This is a genomic window from Rathayibacter sp. AY1B7, assembly GCF_002932735.1.
Classification (GTDB): domain Bacteria; phylum Actinomycetota; class Actinomycetes; order Actinomycetales; family Microbacteriaceae; genus Rathayibacter.
Map to the genome: position 1 here is coordinate 1 of NZ_PSWK01000039.1, position 22375 is coordinate 22375.

Below are 22375 nucleotides of genomic sequence, written 5' to 3' on the forward strand. Positions count from 1 at the left end.
TCCCTGCACCACCCCGCCACTCGGGAGCCGGGACGCTCCTGAGGCGTCCCGGCTCCCGAGTGGCGGGGTGGTGCAGGGAGGTGGGGCTGGTGATCCGGGATCAGGAGGCGGCGATCGCCTCGGTGACCGCGGAGCGGGCGTCGGCGGCGCTGTCGGCGGCGAGAGCGAGCTCCGCGTACCGCTTGGCGTCCTCGAGGGTGTGCTCGGCCAGCTCGGCGCGGACGTCGGCGAGAGCCGACGGCGACATCGAGAGGGTGGTGGCGCCGAGGCCGACGAGGACCACGGCGAGCAGCGGGTCGGCGGCGGCTTCTCCGCAGATCCCGACGGGCTTGCCCAGCGCCGCTCCCGCGCGGCCGACCTCGCCGACGAGGCGGAGCACGGCCGGGTGCCACGGGTCCTGGAACGCCGAGACCGTGCCGAGCATGCGGTCGGCGGCGAGCGTGTACTGGGTCAGGTCGTTGGTGCCGATCGAGGCGAAGTCCGCGACTCCGAGGATGCGGTCGGCGAGCAGGGCGGAGGAGGGGACCTCCACCATCACTCCGGCGGTGCGGATGCCGAGCTCCCGCGCCATCGAGGTGAAGTAGCGGGTCTCGTCCACGGTCGCGACCATCGGCGCCATGACCCAGAGGTCGGCGTCGGTCGCGGCATCGGCCTGGGCGAGGGCGGTGAGCTGGTCGCGGAGGATCTGCTCGCTGGCACGGAGGGCGCGCAGTCCGCGGAGACCGAGGGCCGGGTTCTCCTCGTGGTCGTCGTTGAGGAAGCTCAGCGGCTTGTCGGCGCCGGCGTCGAGCGCGCGGACGACGACCTTGCGGCCGGGGAACGCAGCGAGCAGGCGCGTGTACTGCTCCGCCTGCTCGGCGACCGAGGGCGCCTCCTTCGCGTCGAGGAAGAGGAACTCGGTGCGGAACAGCCCCACTCCCTCGGCGCCGAGCTCGACCGCGTTCGCAGCGCCGTCGGCCGAGCCGAGGTTCGCGAGCAGCGGCACGGCGTGGCCGTCTGCCAGCGCGCCGGGAACGACCGGTGCGGCGAGCATCTCGGCGCGCTCGGCGATCGAGGACTTCGCGGCGCCGATCTCGGCGTCCGAGGGGTTCACCGTCACGACGCCGGAGGTGGCGTCGAGGATGACGAGCTGGCCGTCCCGCAGGTCGAGGGCGCCGGTGGTGCCGACGATGGCGGTGATCGACTTCTCCCGGGCGAGGATCGCCGTGTGCGAGGTCGGTCCTCCGTCGCTGGTGATCAGACCGAGGACCTTCTCGAGGTCGAGCAGCGCCGTGTCGGCCGGAGCGAGGTCGCGGGCGACGAGCACGAACGGCTCGTCCGACTCGGGGACGCCGGGAGCGGCGACGCCGCGCAGGTGCGCCACGACGCGCTGCGAGACGTCGTCGAGGTCGGTCGCGCGCTCGGCCATGTAGCCGCCCATCGCCACGAGCAGGTCGCGGAAGCCGGCGAAGGCCTCGTGCACGGCGCGCTCCGCGGTCTTGCCCCCGGCGATCCGCGCCTTGACGTCGTCCGCGAGGGACGGGTCCTCGGCCATCAGGGCCTGGGCGTCGAGGACGTCCTTCGCCGAGCCGCCGGCCCGCCCCTAGAAATCGGAGAACACACCACATGACAACGACGTCAGCGACGTCGACGCGCGGTGGAGCGCGCGTCCACGTCCAGCGCTTCGGCACCTTCCTCTCGGGAATGGTCATGCCGAACATCGCGGCCTTCATCGCCTGGGGCTTCATCACGGCCCTCTTCATCCAGACCGGATGGCTCCCGCTCCTCGGCATCGACGCCACCTGGGTCCAGCAGTTCGGCGGCTGGAGCACGGATCCCGACGTCGTCAATACCGGCCTCGTCGCCCCGATGATCACCTACCTCCTCCCGCTCCTCATCGCGAACACCGGCGGCCGCATGGTCTACGGCGCCCGCGGAGGCGTGGTCGGCACCATCGCGACCATGGGCGTCATCGTCGGCGCCGGCATCCCGATGTTCATCGGCGCCATGATCATGGGCCCGCTGTCGGCGTGGCTCATGAAGAAGGTCGACTCGATCTGGGACGGCAAGATCAAGCCCGGCTTCGAGATGCTGGTCAACAACTTCTCCGCCGGAATCCTCGGCCTCCTGCTCGCGCTCCTCGCCTTCGCGGGCGTCGCGCCGCTCGTGGTCGGCCTCTCGACCGCCCTCGGCGCGGGCGTGGAGTTCCTGGTCAACGCGGGTCTGCTCCCGCTGACCTCGCTCTTCATCGAGCCGGCGAAGATCCTCTTCCTGAACAACGCCATCAACCACGGCATCCTCACGCCGCTGGGCGTGCAGCAGGCGGAGGAGGCGGGCAAGTCCTACCTCTTCCTCCTCGAGGCCAACCCCGGCCCCGGCATGGGCGTGCTCCTGGCCTTCGCGTTCTTCGGCGTCGGCGCGGCCCGCGCCTCCGCTCCCGGTGCGGCGATCATCCACTTCATCGGCGGCATCCACGAGATCTACTTCCCGTACGTGCTGATGAAGCCGGCGCTGCTCGCGGCCGTCATCCTCGGCGGTGCGACCGGTGTCGCGACGAACGTCGCGTTCAACTCCGGCCTCCGCGCCCCCGCCTCGCCCGGCTCGATCATCGCGGTGCTCCTGCAGACCGCGAACGACAGCTTCCTCGGCGTCATCCTCTCGGTGATCCTCGCGACCGCCGTGTCGTTCCTGGTGGCCTCGGTCATCATCCGGTCCGGCCGCAAGCGCGACCTGGCCGCGGAGCAGGAGGGCGACGACAAGCTCGCCGCCGCCGTCGCCGCCAACGAGGCGAACAAGGGCAAGGAGAGCGCCGTCGGCTCGCTCATCAACGCCCGCGGCGCCAACGCTCCGCAGGACTCGGCCGGCGCCTCGACCGCGGGGGCCACGGCCACCGCGACCCAGGTCCGGAACATCGTCTTCGCCTGCGACGCCGGCATGGGCTCGTCCGCGATGGGCGCCTCGGTGCTGCGGAACAAGATGAAGAAGGCGGGCTTCGAGGACGTCACGGTCACCAACAAGGCGATCGCCGCTCTCGAGGACGACGTGGACCTGGTCATCACCCAGGCCGAGCTCACGGAGCGCGCCCGCCAGCGCACCCCGGGCGCGATCCACGTCTCCGTGGACAACTTCATGAACAGCCCGAAGTACGACGAGGTCGTCTCGCTGGTCGCGGAGCAGCACGGCAAGTAGTACGCCAACCATTCGGAGGGAACCCGTAGGGTGCGACAGGGCGGACACGCTCCGCTCGCCCCTGCGGGTTCCCTCGCTGTCAGCACCTCCACGGAAGGACGCACCCCATGAGCGACGTGCTCACCATCGGACAGATCGACGCCTCCGGCACCGCCACCACGAAGGAGGCCGCCATCAAGGAGGCCGCCGACATGCTGGTCGGCGTCGGCGCGGTCACCCCCGCCTACTACGAGGCCATGCTCGCCCGCGAGGCGACCGTCTCGACCTACATGGGCAACCTGCTCGCCATCCCGCACGGCACCAACGACGCGAAGGACGAGATCCGCTCCTCCGCCCTCTCGTTCGTGCGCTATGCGCAGCCGATCGACTGGGACGGCAACGAGGTGCGCTTCGTCGTCGGCATCGCCGGCGTCGACAACGAGCACCTCGAGATCCTCTCCAAGATCGCGATCATCTTCTCGGAGGAGGACGAGGTGCAGAAGCTCCTCGACGCCCCGGACGCGCAGTCGCTCTACAGCCTGCTGGGCGAGGTCAACTCCTGATGCCCACCGCCGTCCACTTCGGCGCCGGCAACATCGGCCGCGGCTTCGTCGGCCTGATCCTGCACGGCGCCGGCTACGAGCTCGTCTTCGCCGACGTCAACTCCGAGCTGATCGGCCGCCTCGGCGCTGCCGACAGCTACGAGGTGCACGAGGTGGGGGAGGAGGCGGCCACGCACGTCGTCGACCGCTTCCGCGCGATCGACTCGGCCGCCGACGAGGAGGCGCTCGTCCGCGAGATCGCCGCCGCCGACATCGTCACCACGGCCGTCGGCCCGAACATCCTGCGCTTCGTCGCCCCCGTGATCGCGAAGGGCCTCGCGGCCCGCGACGAGTCGGCGCCGCGGCTGGCGGTCATGGCCTGCGAGAACGCGATCAACGCCACGCGCCTCCTGCAGACCGAGGTCGCCGCGAACCTCGGCGCGGACGAGTGGGAGCGCCTGCGCACCCGCGCCGTCTTCGCCGACACCGCGGTGGACCGCATCGTCCCGAACCAGGACCCGGGCCAGGGCCTGGACGTGACGGTGGAGAGCTTCTTCGAGTGGGTCGTCGACCGCACTCCGTTCGAGGGCACCGAGCCGGAGATCCCGGGCGCGACCTGGGTCGACGACCTCGAGCCCTTCATCGAGCGGAAGCTCTTCACGGTGAACACCGGCCACGCGACGGCCGCCTACACCGGCTTCGCGGCCGGAGCGCACAAGCTCTCCGACGCGCTGGCGATGCCCGAGGTGCACGACGCGGTCAAGGCCGCGCTCGAGGATACCAAGGCGCTCATCGTGGCCAAGCACGGCTTCAGCGACGAGGAGCAGCAGGCCTACCTCGAGAAGACGCTGAAGCGCTTCGCCAACCCGTACCTGACCGACACGGTCGACCGGGTGGGACGCCAGCCGCTGCGGAAGCTGTCGCGGCACGAGCGCTTCATCGGACCGGCGGCCGAGCTCGCCGAGCGCGGGCGCACGCCGGAGGGCCTTCTCACCGCGATCGGCGCCGCGCTGCGCTTCGACGTGCCCGAGGACCCCCAGAGCGTGGAGCTCCACGAGAAGCTGGCCGCGCTCACCCCGGAGGAGTTCGTGGCGGAGGTCACCGGCCTCACGGCCGAGCATCCGCTCTTCGACCGGGTCGTGGCGGTCGTCCGCGGCTAGTCCCGTGGCCGCACGGCGGTGAACGACGACGAGGTCCTCTGCTTCCCGCGGGGGACCTCGTCGTCGTCTGCGGCGGCTCGGGCGGAGCGCTAGAACAGCCGCCAGCGGGTGAGCGGCCAGGCCACGGCGAAGACGCGTCCGGTGACCCTGTCGATCGGCACGGTCTTCACGCATGTGTCGATCGGCCCGCCGGCGCCGCGGCACTCGCCGAGCGAGTCGTTGGAGTTCGACCGGTGGTCGCCCAGGACGAAGAGGGAGCCCTCGGGGACGGTGTACTCGTCGAAGCAGCGGAGGGACGCGGGGCTCGTCGTGCAGTCGAGGGTCCCGGGGGTGAAGGGGAAGTCCTCGAACACGTAGGACTCGTCCAGCGGCTTCCCGTCGACCAGCACGTGCCCCTCGGCGTCGCAGCAGGAGACGGTGTGGCCGCCCTCGGCGATCAGCCTCTTGACGAGGAACTCCTCGTGGGAGGGGCCGATGCTGGTGACGTCGCCGAAGGTCTTCACGATCTCGGAGAGGGGGCTGCCGGCCTCGTCGCTCGCGCCCCAGTCGGCGTCGCGCGAGAAGACGACGATCTGCCCCTCCTCCGGCCCGCCCTGGAGGGCGAGGGTGCGGTCGACCAGGATGCGGTCGCCGAAGAACCCGCCGCCCTGGAGGGTGTTCTCCATCGAGCCGGTCGGCACCGTGTACACCTTCACGAAGAAGGTCTGCACCAGGGCGATGACCGCGATCGCCGCCAGGATCGTCACCACCGGGTGCGAGTACCAGCTCCGCCTCGCGGTCGCTGACCTCGTCGTGCGCGCCATGTGCTCTCCCTCCGGCTCGACGGAGCCAGCCTAGGCGGCGGCGGACGCGGGGCCCGGCAGGGGGCGCGCGTCGGACGCGGAGGCGGAGGAGGGGGCGACACGCCCGAGGTGGCGGAACGGCCGCGATTCGCGTAGCATCGACCCTTGGTGTTTTGCGCGTGCTCCGGCATGCCCGCGAACCCCGATCCGGGCTCTCGCCCGGTGGTGGATCGTCGCGGAAACATTCGCACGACCAGTACACACACTACTTCCGAACGACAGTGAGGCTATGGCCAAAAAAGACGGTGTCATCGAAATCGAAGGTGCGGTTGTCGAGGCGCTCCCCAACGCGATGTTCCGCGTGGAGCTGACCAACGGACACAAAGTTCTCGCCCATATCTCGGGCAAGATGCGTCAGCACTACATCCGGATCCTTCCCGAGGACCGGGTGATCGTGGAGCTGAGCCCCTACGACCTGACCCGCGGCCGGATCGTCTACCGCTACAAGTAGGCGTTCGCTCCGCTGACGTTCGCGACGTGCGTGTCCTGTAAGGAACGGCCCCGGCATCCGCCGGGAGCACGACGCCAGCGAAAACAAGGACAAGAACAATGAAGGTCAACCCCAGCGTCAAGCGCATCTGCGACCACTGCAAGATCATCCGCCGCCACGGCAACGTGATGGTCATCTGCAGCAGCAACCCCCGCCACAAGCAGCGCCAGGGCTAGTCCCGCTGCTTCCGCGAGGGAGCGCAGGGGCGGCGTGCCGCCCCCACTGCACAACTGAACACACCCGCAGCACCAGAAATCGCGCAGCACCCCGGCGACCCCGGGGTGGACGGCGAGGACACCTTCGGTCGGAGGCCGAGGCACCGGTGCTGCTTCACACCTCCACTCACTCACAGGAGAAGCCACAATGGCACGTCTGGCAGGAGTAGACATCCCGCGCGAGAAGCGCGTGGAGGTCGCACTGACCTACATCTACGGTGTCGGCCGCACTCGCGCGCTCAAGACCCTGAGCGACACCGGGATCGACGGCAACATCCGCGTCAAGGACCTCAGCGACGACCAGCTCGTCTCGCTTCGCGACTACATCGAGGGCAACTACAAGGTGGAGGGCGACCTCCGCCGCGAGGTCGCCGCCGACATCCGCCGCAAGGTCGAGATCGGCTCGTACGAGGGCCTCCGCCACCGTCGCGGCCTCCCGGTCCGTGGACAGCGCACCAAGACGAACGCGCGCACCCGCAAGGGACCCAAGCGCACCGTCGCCGGCAAGAAGAAGGCCGGCCGCAAGTAACGCGGGCGACACGGACCTAGAGGAGATACAGAATTGGCTACCCCCAAGTCGGCCGCGCGCAAGCCGCGCCGCAAGGAGAAGAAGAACATCGCTGTGGGCCAGGCCCACATCAAGTCGACGTTCAACAACACCATCGTCTCGATCACCGACCCCTCCGGGGCCGTCATCAGCTGGGCCTCGTCCGGTGGAGTCGGCTTCAAGGGCTCGCGCAAGTCGACGCCGTTCGCCGCCCAGCTCGCCGCCGAGTCGGCCGCGCGCCAGGCTCAGGAGCACGGCATGAAGAAGGTGGACGTCTTCGTGAAGGGCCCCGGCTCGGGTCGTGAGACCGCGATCCGCTCGCTCCAGGCCGCAGGCCTCGAGGTCGGCTCGATCAACGACGTCACCCCGCAGGCGCACAACGGCTGCCGCCCGCCCAAGCGTCGTCGCGTCTAAGCAGCACTCGCAGCCGTCGGCCGGCCGCACGAACCGCCTCCGGGCGGGGAGTGCGGCCGGCCGACGGATCGCGCATTTCTTTCACAACTCCACACCTCGCAAACGCACGTGTCATATAGCGGACACGTGATCGAAAGGAATCATCAGTGCTTATCGCACAGCGTCCGACGCTCACCGAGGAGAACATCTCGGAGTTCCGTTCCCGCTTCGTCATCGAGCCCCTCGAGCCCGGCTTCGGCTACACGCTCGGCAACTCGCTGCGTCGCACCCTGCTGTCCTCCATCCCCGGCGCTGCTGTCACCAGCATCCGGATCGACGGAGTCCTGCACGAGTTCACGACCGTCCCGGGCGTCCGCGAGGACGTCACCGAGATCATCCTGAACATCAAGGGACTCGTCGTCTCCTCCGAGCACGACGAGCCGATCACCGCCTACCTGCGCAAGCAGGGAGCCGGCCAGGTCACCGCCGCGGACATCTCGGCTCCGGCCGGTGTCGAGATCCACAACCCGGAGCTCGTCATCGCCACGCTGAACGACAAGGCGAAGTTCGAGCTCGAGCTCACGATCGAGCGCGGCCGCGGCTACGTCTCGGCGACCCAGAACCGCAGCGAGTTCTCCGAGGCCGGCCAGATCCCGGTCGACTCGATCTACTCGCCCGTGCTGAAGGTCACCTACCGCGTCGAGGCCACCCGTGCCGGCGAGCGCACCGACTTCGACCGCCTGGTCGTGGACGTGGAGACGAAGGCCGCGATCTCGCCGCGCGACGCCATCGCCTCCGCCGGACGCACGCTGACCGAGCTGTTCGGTCTCGCCCGCGAGCTGAACAACGCGGCCGAGGGCATCGAGATCGGCCCCGCGCCGGTCGACGCGGTCCTCTCGACCGAGCTGTCCATGCCCATCGAGGACCTCGACCTCTCGGTGCGCAGCTACAACTGCCTCAAGCGCGAGGGCATCAACAACGTCAATGAGCTCGTCGCCCTCTCGGAGACGCAGCTCATGAACATCCGCAACTTCGGTCAGAAGTCGGTGGATGAGGTCAAGGAGAAGCTGACGGAGCTCGGCCTGTCGCTCAAGGACTCGGTCCCCGGGTTCGACGGCGCCCACTTCTACAGCTACGACGACGAGAGCATCTAGGTCCTCCGCTCCGGAGCCCCGGCTCCTCGCGTCCGACCTGCTGACACCCCTTTAGTACTGGAGTAAACCCATGCCCAAGCCCACCAAGGGCCCCCGCCTCGGAGGCGGACCCGCACACGAGCGCCTGCTGCTGGCGAACCTGGCCGCGGCCCTGTTCACGCACAAGAGCATCAAGACGACCGAGACCAAGGCCAAGCGCCTTCGTCCCCTCGCCGAGCGCCTGGTGACCTTCGCCAAGCGCGGCGACCTGCACGCCCGCCGTCGCGTCCTCGCGACGATCGGCGACAAGTCGGTCGTCCACGAGCTCTTCACCGAGATCGCTCCGCTCGTCGCCGAGCGCGAGGGCGGCTACACCCGCATCACCAAGATCGGCCCCCGCAAGGGAGACAACGCGCCCATGGCCGTGATCGAGCTCGTCCTCGAGCCCGTCACGCCCAAGGCGAAGAAGTCGCGCACCGCCACGGCGCCCGTGTCCGCTCCGGTGGACGAGGCCCCCGCCGAGGAGACCACTGCCGAGGAGACCCCCGTCGAGGAGGCGCCCGTGCAGGACGCTCCCGTCGAGGACGCCGCGCAGGACGCTCCTGTCGAGGAGACCGGCGCGACCAAGTAGTCACGCCCCCTCTGCCGAGAGCCCTCCGTCCCCTCCGGGGCGGGGGGCTCTCGTCGTTCCACGGGGCCGAGTGGCGCGAATCGTCGCTTACGATGGCACGGCTGCGCTCGTCGGGTGCGGCCGCGTCACGACCGGCGCTCCCGGGGTCCGCCCCGACGATCCTCGGAGGACTCCTGTGCGACTGCCCTCCTCGGCTGCTGCGGCGCTCCTCGCCCTGGCACTCGCCGGCGGAGTGAGCGGCTGCGCCTCCGGCGAGGTGATCGACGTGCCGGAGTCGGCGGGCCTCGCGAGCACGCCTCCGGTACCGTCGGCCGCACCGACCGTGCCCTCCGTGCCCTCCGTGCCGTCGAGCGAGGGCGTGGACTGCGCGACCGCTCTCCCCGCCTCCCTCGTCGAGCAGGAGGCCGGCTCGACGGCGGGCACCGTGTCGATCACCGCCGCGGAAGACACGTGCTCCTACGCCGTCGACGGCGGCGATCCGGTCGTCGTGCTGACGCTGCACCGCGGGCCCCTCGTCGAGACCTTCACCGGTGCGGGCGAGGCGCTCGGCGCCGTGCCGGTCTCGCTGGGCACGGCCGCCTACGGGGTGCAGGGCATCGCCTCCGCTCCCTCCGAGCTGGCCGTGCTCGCAGGCGGCTGGGAGGCGCGGATCGTCTCCTCGGTCGGCGAGCAGTCGACGCTGGTCGGCTAGGCGGTCTCGGCCCTGGCGGCCGTCGACGTCCCGCTCGCGGTCGCCTGAGCCGCGACCACGGCGCGCTCTAGACTCGTCTGATGCACCGCGTCCGCCTCGACCTGGCCTACGACGGCTCGCACTTCTCCGGGTGGGCCAAGCAGCCCGGCCTCCGCACCGTGCAGGGGGTGCTCGAGGAGTCGCTCGCCCTGGTGCTGCGCTCCGAGCAGCACCCGACCGTGACGGTCGCCGGGCGCACCGACGTCGGCGTGCACGCCAGCGCCCAGGTCGCCCACGTCGACCTCACCCCCGAGCAGTGGGGCCGCATCAGCACCGGCCGGCGCCGACCGGGGGAGGAGCCGTTCCCGCCCGCGTCGATCCTGGAGCGGCGGCTCCGCGGGATCCTCGGGCAGTACACCGACGTCTCGGTGCACCGGGTGACGGAGGCGCCGGAGGGGTTCGACGCGCGGTTCTCGGCGCGCTGGCGGCGGTACGAGTACCGGCTGGCCGACGCCTCCTCGATGCGCCACCCGCTCGACCGCACGTACACCACCTGGATCACCGACTCCCTCGACCTCGACGCGATGTCGGCCGCGGCCCGCTCGCTCCTGGGCCTGCACGACTACGCGTCGTTCTGCCGTGCCCGCGTAGGGGCCACCACCATCCGGAGCCTGCTCGACTTCACCTGGGAGCGAGACGCCGACGGAGTCCTGCACGCCCACCTGCGCGCGGACGCCTTCTGCCACAGCATGGTGCGGGCCCTCGTGGGGGCGTGCGTCGCGGTCGGCGCCGGGAAGCTCGAGGCGGGGGCGGTCCCGCTGCTCCGGGACGCCGCCAGACGGACCAACGCGTTCGCGGTGATGCCGGCCCGCGGCCTCATCCTCCGCGAGGTCGACTACCCCGAGGACGACGCACTCGCCGAGCGGGCCCTGCTCACCCGGGCGAAGCGCACCGTGCGGACCGAGGGGCCGGACCCGGAGGACTCGGAGTGAGGCGAGGGCGCGCGAACGCGCCCCGCGACCCGTGGCGGCTCGGGTCGCACCTCCCGCCGCCGGAGCCCCTGCCGCCACGATCCGTGCTTGGCCGCACGGGGGCTTTGCTGTAATGTCGACCCTTGGTGTTTTCGGCCGTGTGCCGAGCGCCCGAAGTTGAGCCCTCCACCGGATCGGTTCGGCCCCCTCGCGGGTCGAACGGCCACGGAGCGGGATCCACGAACACCTCACTCCGACCAGAAAGCAGCACTCACGTGACTCGCACTTTTTCTCCGAAGCCGGCTGACGTCCAGCACGACTGGATCGTCATCGACGCGTCCGACGTCGTGCTCGGCCGTCTCGCCACCCACGCCGCGGCGCTCCTGCGCGGCAAGCACAAGGCCACCTTCGCGCCGCACATGGACATGGGCGACTTCGTCATCATCGTCAACGCGGAGAAGGTCGCCCTCACCGGCCAGAAGCTCCTTCAGAAGAAGGCCTACCGCCACTCCGGCTACCCGGGCGGCCTCTCGGCCACCACGTACGCCGAGCTCCTCGAGAAGAACCCGGTCCGCGCCGTCGAGAAGGCCATCCGCGGCATGCTCCCCAAGAACTCCCTCGGCCGCGCCCAGCTGCGCAAGCTGAAGGTCTACACGGGATCCGAGCACCCCCACGCGGCCCAGCAGCCGCAGGCGTACGCCTTCACCCAGGTCGCCCAGTAGGCTCCGGCCCTCCCCGACACCCCAGACTTCGAAGACAAAGGATCACCTACACCGTGGCGAAGATCGCAGACCAGATCGACGTGGCTCCCGAGAGCTACTCCACCGAAAGCCCGGCCACCGAGGCGTCCACGACGCCCCGCGCCGTCCTCAACGTCTCCGGCGCAGCCGTGGGCCGACGCAAGCAGGCCATCGCCCGCGTGCGCCTCGTCCCCGGCAACGGCGGCATGACCGTCAACGCCCGCGAGTTCGCGGAGTACTTCCCCAACAAGCTGCACCAGCAGCTGATCACCGACCCCTTCAAGGTGCTCGACCTGATCGGCTCCTACGACGTGGTCGCCAAGATCACCGGCGGCGGCCCCTCCGGTCAGGCCGGCGCGCTGCGCCTCGCCATCGCCCGTGCCCTCAACGAGATCGACCGCGAGAACAACCGCGCGATCCTGAAGAAGGCGGGCTTCCTGACCCGCGACGCCCGCGTCATCGAGCGCAAGAAGGCCGGTCTCAAGAAGGCCCGCAAGGCGTCCCAGTTCTCGAAGCGCTAGTCGACGCGGCCTGACGGCCGCACGACCAGCAGCTCGAGAAGGGACTGCGCACCATGCCGCGCCTGTTCGGAACAGACGGCGTCCGTGGTCTCGCGAATCGCGAGGTCACGGCCGACCTGGCTCTCGGCCTCGCCCAGGCGGCCGCCCGTGTACTCGGAGCGGCCGCCCGGGCCGAGGGCCGTCGGCCCGTCGCCGTGCTCGCCCGCGACCCCCGCATCTCCGGTCAGTTCATCGGAGCCGCGGTCGCGGCGGGTCTCGCGAGCGCTGGAGTCGACGTGCTCGACGCCGGCGTCATCCCGACGCCCGCCACCGCCTACCTCATCGCCGACGAGAACGCCGACTTCGGCGTGATGATCTCGGCCTCGCACAACCCCGCCGCCGACAACGGCATCAAGTTCTTCGCCGCCGGCGGACGCAAACTCCCGGACGAGCTCGAGAACCGCATCGAAGCGGCCCTCGGAGTCCCCCCGCTCACGCCGACCGGAGCCGACGTCGGCCGCATCACCCGCTTCTCCGACGCGGAGGACCGTTACGTCCTCCACCTGCTCGGATCCCTCGAGGGCACCCGTCTCGACGGCCTGAACGTGGTCATCGACTGCGCGCACGGCGCCGCCGCCGGCATCTCGCCCCAAGTGTTCACCGACGCCGGAGCGACCGTCACCGTCATCGGCAACGACCCCGACGGCCTCAACATCAACGACGGAGTGGGCTCCACCCACCTCGACAACGTCGCCGACGCCGTCCGCGCGGCCGGCGCCGACATCGGCATCGCCCACGACGGCGACGCCGACCGCTGCCTCGCAGTGGACGCCGAGGGCCGCATCGTCGACGGCGACCAGATCATGGCGATCCTCGCGACAGCCATGGCCCGCCGCGGCGCCCTGCGCGATGACGTCCTCGTGGCCACCGTCATGAGCAACCTCGGCCTCAAGCTCGCCATGCGCGACGCCGGCATCCGCGTCATCGAGACCGCGGTCGGCGACCGCTACGTCCTCGAGGCGATGAACGACGGCGGCTACTCGCTCGGCGGGGAGCAGTCCGGCCACGTCATCATGAGCCGCTACGCCACCACCGGCGACGGGGTGCTCACCGGCCTCCAGCTCGCGGCCGAGATGGCCCGGACCGGACGCACGATCGCCGACCTGGCCGCCGTCATGTCCGTCTTCCCGCAGACCCTCCTCAACGTGCGCGGCGTCGACCGCGAGGGCGTCCGCGACGACGAGGTCATCGCCTCCGCCGTCGCCGACGCCACCGCCGAGCTCGGCAGCGACGGCCGCGTGCTCCTGCGCCCCTCCGGCACCGAGCCGATGGTGCGCGTCATGGTCGAAGCGAAGACGCAGGAGACGGCCGACCGCCTCGCCGAATCGCTCGCCGCGGTCGTGCTCGAGCGGCTGCGCTCTTAAGGAGCCGCTCCCTGCGCGGCTCCTCGCGGTCGGCTTGGGGAGGTGGTCGCGATGGGTGGAGCGGGGTGCGTTCGCCGCGGGTGAATCGCTTGGCACGCGATTCCCACGACGGCTCGTGGGTTGGGCCGCTCCCTGCGCGGCTCCTCGCGGTCGGCCTGGAGAGGTGGTCGCGATGGGTGGAGCGGGGTGCGCTCGCCGCGCGGGAATCGCTTGGCACGCGATTCCCACGACGGCTCGTGGGTTGGGCCGCTCCCTGCGCGGCTCCTCGCGGTCGGCTTGGGGAGGTGGTCACGATGGGTGGAGCGGGGCGCGTTCGCCGCGGGTGAATCGCTTGGCACGCGGCTGTGTTCGTTGCGGGGCCGCTCCCTGCGCGGCCCCTCGCGGTCGGATTCGCGAGGTGGTTGCGATGGCTGGAGCGGGGCGCGTTCGCCGCGGGTGAATCGCTTGGCACGCGATTCCCACGACGGCTGTGTTCGTTTAGGGGCCGCTCCCTGCGCGGCCCCTCGCGGTCGGCTTCGCGAGGTGGTTGCGATGGGTGGAGCGGGGCGCGTTCGCCGCGGGTGAATCGCTTGGCACGCGATTCCCACGACGGCTCGTGGGTTGGGCCGCTCCCTGCGCGGCTCCTCGCGGTCGGCTTGGAGAGGTGGTCACGATGGGTGGAGCGGGGCGCGTTCGCCGCGTGGGAATCGCTTGGCACGCGGCGGTGTTCGTTGCGGGGCCGCTCCCTGCGCGGCCCCTCGCGGTCGGCTTGTCGAGGTGGTCGCGCTGGGTGGAGCGGGTCGCGTTCGCCGCGCGTGAATCGCTTGGCACGCGATTCACGCTGACGGCTCGTGGGTGGCGGCGAGCCTGCGCCGATCGTGCGGTGAAGGGGTTCGACGTCGGTGGCTGCGCGGTGCGCGCGGCGGCGAACAGCGACCGGGGGCGCGGTCAGATCTTGCGGAGGAGGACCGAGGAGACCGTGTGGTCGGCCTGCTTGCGGAGGACCAGGCTCGCGCGGGAGCGGGTGGGGCGCACGTTCTGCAGCAGGTTCGGCTCGTTGATCGCGGCCCAGATGCTCCGCGCGCGCTCACGGGCCTCGTCCGGGCTGAGCGCCGCGTAGCGGTGGAAGTAGGAGTTCGGATTCGCGAACGCGCCCTGCTGCAGGGTGAGGAAGCGCTCCTCGTACCAGCGCGCGATGTCGCTGGTCCGGGCGTCGACGTAGACGGTGAAGTCGAACAGGTCGCTGACCGCCAGGCCGTGACCGGGCACCGGCGGCTGCAGCACGTTCAGGCCCTCGACGATCAGCACGTCCGGCCGCCGCACGACGATCTCGGCGTCGGGGACGATGTCGTAGGAGAGGTGCGAGTAGAACGGCGCGCGCACCTCCGCGGCCCCGCCCTTCACCTCCGAGACGAAGCGCAGCAGCGCCCGCCGGTCGTACGACTCGGGGAAGCCCTTGCGGCTCATCAGACCGCGGCGCTCCAGCTCGCGGTTGGGCAGCAGGAAGCCGTCGGTGGTCACCAGCTCGACGCGGGGCGTGTCCTCCCAGCGGGCGAGCAGCTCCCGCAGCAGGCGCGCGATCGTCGACTTGCCCACCGCGACCGACCCCGCGACGCCGATCACGAACGGAGTCGGCTGCGCGCGCTCCCCGAGGAACGTGCTCGTCGCGCGGTGCAGGTGCCGCGCGCCACCGGCGTACAGGCTCAGCAGGCGCGAGAGCGGCAGGTAGACCTCCGCGACCTCGGAGAGGCTCAGCCGGTCGCCCAGCCCCCGCAGCTGCACGACCTCGGTCTCCGTTAGCGGCAGCTCCGTGGTGCGGGCGAGCTCGGCCCAGTCGGAGCGGACGATCTCGACGAAGGGGGAGGGGTGCGCGTCGCGTGCGGGATCGCGAGGAGACGACGGCATGGGGACCGATCCTAGCGTCCGCCCCGCCGGGTGCCCGACGCCGCGGGAGGCGCCTCCGCGCCGCTTAGAATCGAGCGCATGTGTGGAATCGTTGGATACGTCGGTGAGCGCGACAGCCTGGCCGTGCTGCTCGGGGGCCTGAAGCGTCTGGAGTACCGCGGCTACGACTCGGCCGGCGTGGCCGTGATCGACGCCGACGGGCAGCTCGACAGCCGCAAGCGCTCGGGCAAGCTCAGCGTCCTCGTCGACGACCTCGAAGCGCACCCGCTGGCCGAGGGCACCACGGGCATCGGCCACACCCGCTGGGCGACGCACGGCGGCCCGACCGACCGCAACGCCCACCCCCACCTCGCGGACGAGGGCAGGCTCGCCGTCATCCACAACGGCATCATCGAGAACTTCCAGCCGCTCAAGGAGCAGCTGCTCGCCGAGGGCGCCGTCTTCGAGAGCGAGACCGACACCGAGGTCGCCGCGCACCTGATCGCCCGCGAGTACCGCCGCACCGGCGACCTCGTGCTCGCCTTCCAGGCCGTCGTCGCGCACCTCGAGGGCGCGTTCACCCTGCTCGCCCTGCACCAGGACCAGCCCGGCGTGGTCGTCGGCGCGCGCCGCAACTCGCCGCTCGTGATCGGCCTGGGCGACGGGGAGAACTTCCTCGGCTCCGACGTCGCGGCGTTCGTCGAGTTCACCCGCCGCGCGGTCGCCATCGGCCAGGACCAGATCGTCACGATCACCCCGGAGCTCGTCACGGTGACCGACTTCTTCGGCAACCCCGTCGAGACCGAGCCGTTCGAGATCGCCTGGGACGCGTCGGCGTCCGAGAAGGGCGGCTGGTCGAGCTTCATGGCGAAGGAGATCACCGAGGGCCCCGAGGCCGTCGCGAACACGCTCCGCGGCCGCATCCACGAGGGCGCGATCACGCTGCCCGAGCTCGACGCGCTCGGTCCGGTGCTGACGGAGATCGACCGCATCACGATCATCGCCTGCGGCACGGCCGCCTACTCGGGCATGGTCGCCAAGTACGCGATCGAGAAATGGGCGCGCGTCCCCGTCGAGGTCGAGCTCAGCCACGAGTTCCGCTACCGCGACCCGGTGCTCACCCCGCGCACCCTCGTCGTCTCGATCAGCCAGTCCGGTGAGACGATGGACACGCTGATGGCGGTCAAGTACGCCCGCGAGCACGGCGCCAAGACGCTCTCGGTCTGCAACACCCAGGGCGCGACGATCCCACGCGAGTCGGACGCCGTGCTCTACACGCACGCGGGCCCGGAGGTGGCGGTCGCCTCGACCAAGGCCTTCGTCGCCCAGATCGCGGCGCTCTACCTCTTCGGGCTGCACCTGGCCGCGGTGCGCGGTGCCGCCTCCACCGAGCTCGTCGCCTCGCAGGCGGCTCAGCTCGCCGCGATCCCGGAGAAGCTCTCCCGCGTGCTCGACGCCTCCGACGACATCGCCCAGCTGGCCGGCTGGATGGCCGACACCCGTGCGGTGCTGTTCCTCGGCCGCCACGTCGGCTACCCGGTGGCGCTCGAGGGCGCGCTGAAGCTCAAGGAGCTCGCCTACATCCACGCCGAGGGCTTCGCGGCGGGCGAGCTCAAGCACGGCCCGATCGCACTGATCGAGCCTGGCCAGGTCGTCTTCGTGATCGTGCCGAGCCCGAGCGAGTCGTACGAGCTGCAGCGCAAGGTGATCTCGAACATCCAGGAGATCAAGGCCCGGGGCGCACGCGTCATCGCGATCGCGGAGCAGGGCGACACGGCCGCGATCCAGATCGCCGACGAGGTCGTGCCGATCCCGCTCGCCGACCCGCTGTTCGAGCCGCTGCTCGCCGTCACCCCGTTGCAGATGTTCGCGATGGAGCTCGCCGCCGCCAAGGGCCTCGACGTCGACCAGCCGCGCAATCTCGCCAAGTCGGTCACGGTCGAGTGATCGAGCCGTGATCGTGGGGATCGGGGTGGACGTCGTGGACCTCGCGCGCTTCGAGCGCTCGCTGACGCGCACGCCCCGGCTCCGCGACCGGCTGTTCGCCGAGAGCGAACGCTCGCTCCCCGTCGCCTCGCTGGCGGGCCGCTTCGCCGCCAAGGAGGCGCTGATCAAGGCGCTCGGCGACTCCGTGGGCGCCCGCTGGCACGACATGGTCGTCGAGCGGGACGAGCACGGGAATCCGTCCTTCGCGCTGCACGGCCCGGCCCGGGCGGCCGCGGAGGCGCGCGGGATCACGCGCGTGCACCTCTCGATGACGCACGACGCGGGCGTGGCCTGCGCGTTCGTGGTGGCAGAGTCGTGAGCGTCCCCGCGTCGTACCGAGAGGCGGTGATCGACGTCGACGCGATGGCGGCGAACGCCGCGCGTCTGCGCGAGCTCACCGGCGCCCGCCGGCTGATGGCCGTCGTCAAGGCCAACGGCTACGGGCACGGTGCCCTGGCCGCGGCGCAGGCGGCGCTCGACGGCGGCGCGGACGCCCTCGGCACCGCGGAGCTGCGGGAGGCCGTGGCCCTGCGCGAGGCAGGCGTCGTCGCTCCGATCCTCTGCTGGCTGCACGACCCCGGCGAGGACTTCGACGCGGCGCTCGAGCACTCGATCGACGTCGCCGTCTCCTCGGTCGACCAGCTCGACACGCTCGCGCAGTCGGCGGAGGACCGCGGCGTGCGCGCGGCCGTGCAGCTCAAGGTCGACACGGGCCTCAGTCGCAACGGCGCCGCGGAGGAGGAGTGGCCGCACCTGGCGGAGGCGCTCGCCCGTCACAGCGCTCGCGGCACCGTCCACCTCACCGGGCTGTTCTCGCACCTGTCCAACACCTCGCGCGAGGACGACCTCGCCCAGCTCGCGCTCCTCCGCCGCGCCGAGGCCGTGCTGGCGGCGCACGGGGTGCAGGCGCCGGTCCTGCACCTCGCGGCGACGGCGGCGGCGCTGCGCCTCCCGGAGGCCCGCCTCGACATGGTGCGCAGCGGCATCGCCCTCTACGGACTCTCGCCGTTCGAGGACGAGACCTCGCTCCAGCTCGGGCTCGTCCCGGCGATGACGCTGCAGGGCCGCGTCGCCGGCGTCCGCCGGGTGCCCCACGGGACCGGCGTGAGCTACGACTACACCTGGCGGGCCGAGGGCGGGACGACCCTCGCGCTCGTGCCGTTCGGCTACGCGGACGGCATCCCGCGGAGCGCCTCCGGCGTCGCGGAGGTCTCGATCGGCGGCCGCCGCCACCGGATCGCCGGGCGGGTCGCGATGGACCAGTTCGTCGTCGACGTGGGGGATGCGAGCGTCGCGACGGGCGACCCGGTGACGCTCTGGGGCGACCCGACGACCGGCGTCCCCTCGGTAGACGAGTGGGCGCGGTGGTGCGGCACCATCAACTACGAGCTGGTCACCCGGCTCGGGCCGCGGGTCCAGCGGCGGCTGCTGAGCGCGGCGGACGGCCGTGCCTGAGCGCTCCTGGTTCGCGGACCGTGTCGTCGAGGTCGCCGATCCGGAGGCCATGGCGGAGCTCGGCCGCGAGCTCGGCCGAGTGCTGCGCGCCGGCGACCTGCTGGTGCTGACCGGGCCGCTCGGCGCGGGCAAGACGACCTTCACGCGCGGGCTCGGCGAGGGCCTCGACGTGCGGGGTCCCGTGACGAGCCCCACCTTCGTGATCGCGCGGACGCATCCGCCGCTGCACGACGGGCCGCCGCTCGTGCACGTCGACGCCTACCGCGTGGGCTCGCCGGTCGAGCTCGACGACCTCGACCTCGATCCGGCGCGCTCTGTGATCGTCGTGGAGTGGGGGGCCGGGATGCTGGACGGCGTCGCGGAGTCCTGGCTCGACGTGGTCATCGAGCGGCCGACCGCCGGCTCCGACGCCGAGGAGGGCGAGGAGCCGATCGAGCCGCGGACCGTCCGCTTCCGCGGCACCGGCTGGAGCTGAGCCCGCGGGTACCCTGGACGCGTGCTCCTCGCGATCGACACCTCCTCCGGAACCTCCGTCGCCGTCGTCGACTCCGCGGGCGCCGTGCGCTCGGAGCGCACCGAGACCGACACCATGCGCCACGCGGAGGTGGTCGGCCGGCTGATCCAGGAGGCGCTCGAGGCGGCCGACGTGGCTCCCGGGGGCATCGAGGCGGTCGCCGTGGGCATGGGCCCCGGCCCCTTCACCGGCCTCCGGGTCGGGATCGCCGCCGCCCGGGCTTTCGCGCTCGGCCGCGGCGTCCCCACCCTCCCCGTGGTCTCGCACGACGCGATCGCGCTCGCCGCGCTGCGGCACGGGCGCGCCGCCGGCTTCCTCGTCGTCACCGACGCCCGTCGTCGCGAGCTGTACTGGAGCGCCTACGACGGGCTCGACGATCAGGGACTCCCCGTCCGCCTCGCCGGCCCGGGCCTGGACAAGCCGCCGGCCCTCCCGCATCCGGAGCTCCCGCGCCTGGAGGCCGAGTCGGTCTCCGCCGGCGAGCTCGGAGTCGTGGCCGCCCGCCTGCGCGCGGCCGGTCGGCCCGGTGCCGCGGACGAGCCCCTCTACCTCCGCTCGCCCGACGTCACGCTGTCGACCGGTCCCAAGCGGGTGACCGCATGAGCGAGGCCGTGCTCCGCGACGCGCAGCCGGACGACCTCGACGCCGTCATGGCGATCGAGGAGTCCGAGTTCGCCGGCGACGCCTGGTCGCGCGGGATGATGGCGGAGGAGATCCGGAGCCGTCACACCCGGTACCTGGTCGCCGAGCAGGACGGCGAGGTGGTCGGCTACGCCGGGCTCCTCTGCCCCGTCGGCGCCCACGAGGGCGACGTGCAGACGATCGCGGTCGTCGCCCGGGTCCGCCGCACCGGCCTCGGCCGCCGACTGCTGCGCGCGCTCCTCGAGGCGGCCGGCGAACGCGGCGCCCGCGAGGTCTTCCTCGAGGTCCGCGCCGACAACCCCGCCGCGCAGACCCTCTACCGCTCGGAGGGCTTCGAGGAGATCGGCGTCCGCCCCGCCTACTACCAGCCCGACGGAGTGGACGCGATCGTGATGCGCCGGCCGCCGACCCCGACCCAGGAGACCCCGTGAGCACCGGACCCCTCGTCCTCGGCATCGAGACCAGCTGCGACGAGACGGGGATCGGCATCGTCCGCGGCACGACGCTTCTCTCGAACACCATCGCCTCCTCGATGGAGGAGCACGCCCGCTACGGCGGCGTCGTGCCTGAGGTGGCCGCCCGGGCGCACCTGGAGGCGCTCGAGCCCGCCCTGCACGCGGCGCTCTCCGAGGCCGGTGTCGCGCTCGGCGACCTGGACGCGATCGCGGTCACCAGCGGACCGGGACTCTCGGGCGCGCTCATGGTCGGCGTCGGAGCGGCGAAGGCGCTCGCCGTCTCGCTCGGCCTGCCGCTCTACGCCGTGAACCACCTCGTCGGCCACGTGGGAGCCGATGTCCTCCGTGCAGACGGCAGCGAGGGCAGCCCCGTCGAGGTGCCGACGATCGCGCTGCTGGTCTCGGGCGGGCACACTTCGCTCCTGCACGTGCGCGATCTGGTGTCGGACGTCGAGCTGCTCGGCGAGACCATCGACGACGCCGCCGGCGAGGCCTTCGACAAGGTGGCGCGAGTCCTGGGCCTGCCCTATCCGGGCGGACCGCAGATCGACCGGGTGGCGGCGGACGGGGACCCGAAGGCGATCCGCTTCCCCCGCGGGCTCAGCCTGCCGAAGGACCTCGAGCGCCACCGCTACGACTTCTCGTTCTCAGGGCTGAAGACCGCGGTCGCCCGCTGGGTCGAGAAGCGCCAGGACGCGGGGGAGGAGGTGCATGTGGGCGACGTCGCGGCGAGCTTCCGCGAGGCGGTCGCCGACGTCCTGCTCACGAAGGCGCTCGCCGCCTGCCGCGACCGGGGCGTGCCGCGCCTCCTGCTCGGCGGCGGCGTGGTCGCCAACGCCCGGGTGCGCGCGCTGGCGGAGGAGCGGTGCGCGGCCGCGGGAGTGACCCTACGGATCCCGGCGCTCTCGCTCTGCACCGACAACGGCGCGATGATCGCCGCACTGGCGGCGCAGCTGATCGAGGCGGGGCATCCGCCGTCGGGGCTCGGTTTCGGGGCCGACTCGACCCTCCCGGTCACCGAGATCCAGGTCCGCTGAGGCCTCTACCGGGCGGCGGCCGGGCCGCGCAAGCGCCGTCCAGCTTTTTGACAGGCGGATCGTGCCACTGCCACTCTTGGCCGCATCCGCTCGTTCCTGACCCTGGGGGATTCCATGACCACTCCGTACACGCCCGCGTCCGACCGCTACAACATCCTGGCGATCATCGGCTTCATCGCCTCGTTCTTCGTCTCCATCGTGGGCATCGTGCTGGGCTTCATCGCCCTGTCGCAGATCAAGCGCACGGGGGAGAAGGGCCGTGGCCTCGCCCTCGCCGCCGTCATCATCGGCTTCGTCGCGATCATCATCACCATCATCTCGTTCGTCGCGCTCTTCTCGATCGCGGCGACCATGCCCTCGACCGGGTACTGATCGACACGCCTCCGAGGCTCGGGGGCGCCCGCACCACCAGGAGGACACCGTGACCGACGACACCGCGCCCGGACCGCAGACCGGACCGGCGCCCGCGCCGTTCGCCCCTCCGCTCGGCGAGCCGTCGGCGGCCTACCCGCCGCCGACGGCCGCCGCCGATCCCTACCCCGGTCTCCCGCCCCGCCGCCCGCCGATGAATCCGCTCGCGGTCGCGGCTCTGGTGTGCGGACTGCTGGGGCTGGCGCCCGCCGCCATCGTCCTCGGCCACATCGGCTTCGCCCAGGCCCGACGCTCCGGACAGCGCGGACGCGGTCTCGCAGTCGCCGGTTTCGTGCTGGGCTACCTCGCGATCGTCCTCGCGGTGATCGCCTACCTCGCCTGGACGGCCTTCGTGGGCGACCTGCGCGACGGCGGGTACCTGCCCGCGTGAGCGGACGGAACCCCTCCGCCGCCGCCCGGGTGCTGGCTAGACTCGCGCCATGAGTGACGACAGCACCCGTCCCGGCCCCGGCTCCGACGAGCAGCACGGCTCCGTCCCGGTCCCGCCGGCCCCGCCCGTCCCGGCACGCCGCACGGCCGGCCACCGCGAGACCCGCCGGCTCGACGATCCGGACGACTACTCCCCCTCCCTCGACTTCGCGTTCGG

The 22375-nt window shown here is 71.7% G+C and carries 25 protein-coding genes and 1 pseudogene; 23 read left to right on the forward strand and 3 right to left on the reverse strand.

The window, feature by feature from the left end; translation table 11 throughout:
- Positions 1-100: 100 nt before the first annotated feature.
- A pseudogene (gene ptsP, locus C5C95_RS15640) lies at positions 101-1579 on the reverse strand (phosphoenolpyruvate--protein phosphotransferase); the annotation flags it as partial.
- A gap of 26 nt (positions 1580-1605) precedes the next feature.
- On the opposite strand from ptsP, the gene C5C95_RS15645 reads away from it, so the two are divergent.
- From C5C95_RS15645 to C5C95_RS15655, 3 genes are all read left to right on the forward strand, one after another.
- A complete protein-coding gene (locus C5C95_RS15645; protein WP_104224995.1) occupies positions 1606-3168 on the forward strand; it encodes a PTS mannitol transporter subunit IICB in 1563 nt (520 codons plus the stop codon).
- A 107-nt stretch (positions 3169-3275) separates the two neighbouring features.
- On the forward strand, positions 3276-3710 hold the full coding sequence (locus C5C95_RS15650; RefSeq protein ID WP_104224996.1) for a PTS sugar transporter subunit IIA: 435 nt from the start codon (positions 3276-3278) through the stop codon (positions 3708-3710).
- On the forward strand, positions 3710-4849 hold the full coding sequence (locus C5C95_RS15655) for a mannitol-1-phosphate 5-dehydrogenase (RefSeq protein ID WP_104224997.1): 1140 nt from the start codon (positions 3710-3712) through the stop codon (positions 4847-4849). Before C5C95_RS15650 ends, C5C95_RS15655 begins: the two co-directional genes overlap by 1 nt.
- A gap of 89 nt (positions 4850-4938) precedes the next feature.
- Here C5C95_RS15655 and lepB read toward each other — a convergent pair whose 3' ends face one another.
- Entirely contained in the window at positions 4939-5652 is a 714-nt protein-coding gene (lepB, locus tag C5C95_RS15660) for a signal peptidase I (protein ID WP_104224998.1), read from the reverse strand.
- Between the two features lie 268 nt (positions 5653-5920).
- Here lepB and infA point away from each other — a divergent pair, with 268 nt between their 5' ends.
- The 11 genes from infA (at position 5921) to glmM (ending at position 13405) form a co-directional block, all read left to right on the forward strand.
- Positions 5921-6142 (forward strand): translation initiation factor IF-1, encoded by a 222-nt coding sequence (gene infA, locus C5C95_RS15665; RefSeq protein WP_022883252.1) that lies wholly within the window; start codon positions 5921-5923, stop codon positions 6140-6142.
- A 98-nt stretch (positions 6143-6240) separates the two neighbouring features.
- Entirely contained in the window at positions 6241-6357 is a 117-nt protein-coding gene (gene rpmJ / locus C5C95_RS15670; protein ID WP_055787164.1) for a 50S ribosomal protein L36, read from the forward strand.
- 187 nt (positions 6358-6544) lie between these two features.
- A complete protein-coding gene (gene rpsM / locus C5C95_RS15675; RefSeq protein ID WP_068251511.1) occupies positions 6545-6925 on the forward strand; it encodes a 30S ribosomal protein S13 in 381 nt (126 codons plus the stop codon).
- 33 nt (positions 6926-6958) lie between these two features.
- The gene (gene rpsK / locus C5C95_RS15680; protein ID WP_055787170.1) at positions 6959-7357 is read left to right on the forward strand and encodes a 30S ribosomal protein S11; all 399 of its coding nucleotides are present in this window, start codon (positions 6959-6961) and stop codon (positions 7355-7357) included.
- A 146-nt stretch (positions 7358-7503) separates the two neighbouring features.
- The gene (locus tag C5C95_RS15685) at positions 7504-8490 is read left to right on the forward strand and encodes a DNA-directed RNA polymerase subunit alpha (protein ID WP_104224999.1); all 987 of its coding nucleotides are present in this window, start codon (positions 7504-7506) and stop codon (positions 8488-8490) included.
- A 70-nt stretch (positions 8491-8560) separates the two neighbouring features.
- Positions 8561-9100 (forward strand): 50S ribosomal protein L17, encoded by a 540-nt coding sequence (gene rplQ, locus C5C95_RS15690; RefSeq protein WP_104225000.1) that lies wholly within the window; start codon positions 8561-8563, stop codon positions 9098-9100.
- A 175-nt stretch (positions 9101-9275) separates the two neighbouring features.
- On the forward strand, positions 9276-9791 hold the full coding sequence (locus C5C95_RS15695; protein WP_104324806.1) for a hypothetical protein: 516 nt from the start codon (positions 9276-9278) through the stop codon (positions 9789-9791).
- 80 nt (positions 9792-9871) lie between these two features.
- Positions 9872-10762 carry a tRNA pseudouridine(38-40) synthase TruA gene (locus C5C95_RS15700; RefSeq protein WP_104227411.1) on the forward strand — a complete coding sequence of 297 codons (891 nt, stop codon included), beginning with the start codon at positions 9872-9874 and terminating at the stop codon, positions 10760-10762.
- Between the two features lie 254 nt (positions 10763-11016).
- Positions 11017-11463, forward strand: coding sequence for a 50S ribosomal protein L13 (gene rplM / locus C5C95_RS15705; RefSeq protein ID WP_104225003.1), 447 nt, complete (start codon positions 11017-11019; stop codon positions 11461-11463).
- Positions 11464-11516: 53 nt separating this feature from the next.
- Entirely contained in the window at positions 11517-12002 is a 486-nt protein-coding gene (rpsI, locus tag C5C95_RS15710) for a 30S ribosomal protein S9 (RefSeq protein ID WP_104225004.1), read from the forward strand.
- A 53-nt stretch (positions 12003-12055) separates the two neighbouring features.
- The gene (gene glmM, locus C5C95_RS15715; protein ID WP_104324807.1) at positions 12056-13405 is read left to right on the forward strand and encodes a phosphoglucosamine mutase; all 1350 of its coding nucleotides are present in this window, start codon (positions 12056-12058) and stop codon (positions 13403-13405) included.
- A 927-nt stretch (positions 13406-14332) separates the two neighbouring features.
- Here the strand turns inward: glmM and coaA are convergent.
- Complete coding sequence (coaA, locus tag C5C95_RS15720) at positions 14333-15289, reverse strand: type I pantothenate kinase (RefSeq protein WP_104225007.1); 957 nt, start codon at positions 15287-15289, stop codon at positions 14333-14335.
- Positions 15290-15367: 78 nt separating this feature from the next.
- Here coaA and glmS point away from each other — a divergent pair, with 78 nt between their 5' ends.
- From glmS to C5C95_RS15765, 9 genes are all read left to right on the forward strand, one after another.
- Complete coding sequence (glmS, locus tag C5C95_RS15725; RefSeq protein WP_104227413.1) at positions 15368-17215, forward strand: glutamine--fructose-6-phosphate transaminase (isomerizing); 1848 nt, start codon at positions 15368-15370, stop codon at positions 17213-17215.
- Positions 17216-17222: 7 nt separating this feature from the next.
- Entirely contained in the window at positions 17223-17573 is a 351-nt protein-coding gene (locus tag C5C95_RS15730) for a holo-ACP synthase (RefSeq protein ID WP_104225009.1), read from the forward strand.
- A gap of 26 nt (positions 17574-17599) precedes the next feature.
- Entirely contained in the window at positions 17600-18709 is a 1110-nt protein-coding gene (gene alr, locus C5C95_RS15735; RefSeq protein WP_258064185.1) for an alanine racemase, read from the forward strand.
- Positions 18710-18758: 49 nt separating this feature from the next.
- Positions 18759-19184: a tRNA (adenosine(37)-N6)-threonylcarbamoyltransferase complex ATPase subunit type 1 TsaE gene (tsaE, locus tag C5C95_RS15740; RefSeq protein WP_104227417.1), complete on the forward strand. Its 426-nt coding sequence runs from the start codon at positions 18759-18761 to the stop codon at positions 19182-19184.
- Positions 19185-19205: 21 nt separating this feature from the next.
- Positions 19206-19826: a tRNA (adenosine(37)-N6)-threonylcarbamoyltransferase complex dimerization subunit type 1 TsaB gene (tsaB, locus tag C5C95_RS15745; protein WP_104317831.1), complete on the forward strand. Its 621-nt coding sequence runs from the start codon at positions 19206-19208 to the stop codon at positions 19824-19826.
- Positions 19823-20296 (forward strand): ribosomal protein S18-alanine N-acetyltransferase, encoded by a 474-nt coding sequence (rimI, locus tag C5C95_RS15750; protein WP_104324808.1) that lies wholly within the window; start codon positions 19823-19825, stop codon positions 20294-20296. Before tsaB ends, rimI begins: the two co-directional genes overlap by 4 nt.
- The gene (gene tsaD / locus C5C95_RS15755) at positions 20293-21357 is read left to right on the forward strand and encodes a tRNA (adenosine(37)-N6)-threonylcarbamoyltransferase complex transferase subunit TsaD (RefSeq protein ID WP_104324809.1); all 1065 of its coding nucleotides are present in this window, start codon (positions 20293-20295) and stop codon (positions 21355-21357) included. The genes rimI and tsaD overlap by 4 nt, the downstream gene beginning before the upstream one ends.
- A 114-nt stretch (positions 21358-21471) precedes the next feature.
- Positions 21472-21729, forward strand: a complete 258-nt coding sequence (locus tag C5C95_RS15760) for a DUF4190 domain-containing protein (protein ID WP_104225014.1) — start codon at positions 21472-21474, stop codon at positions 21727-21729.
- 49 nt (positions 21730-21778) lie between these two features.
- Entirely contained in the window at positions 21779-22159 is a 381-nt protein-coding gene (locus tag C5C95_RS15765) for a DUF4190 domain-containing protein (protein ID WP_104234159.1), read from the forward strand.
- The last annotated feature ends 216 nt before the right edge of the window (positions 22160-22375 follow it).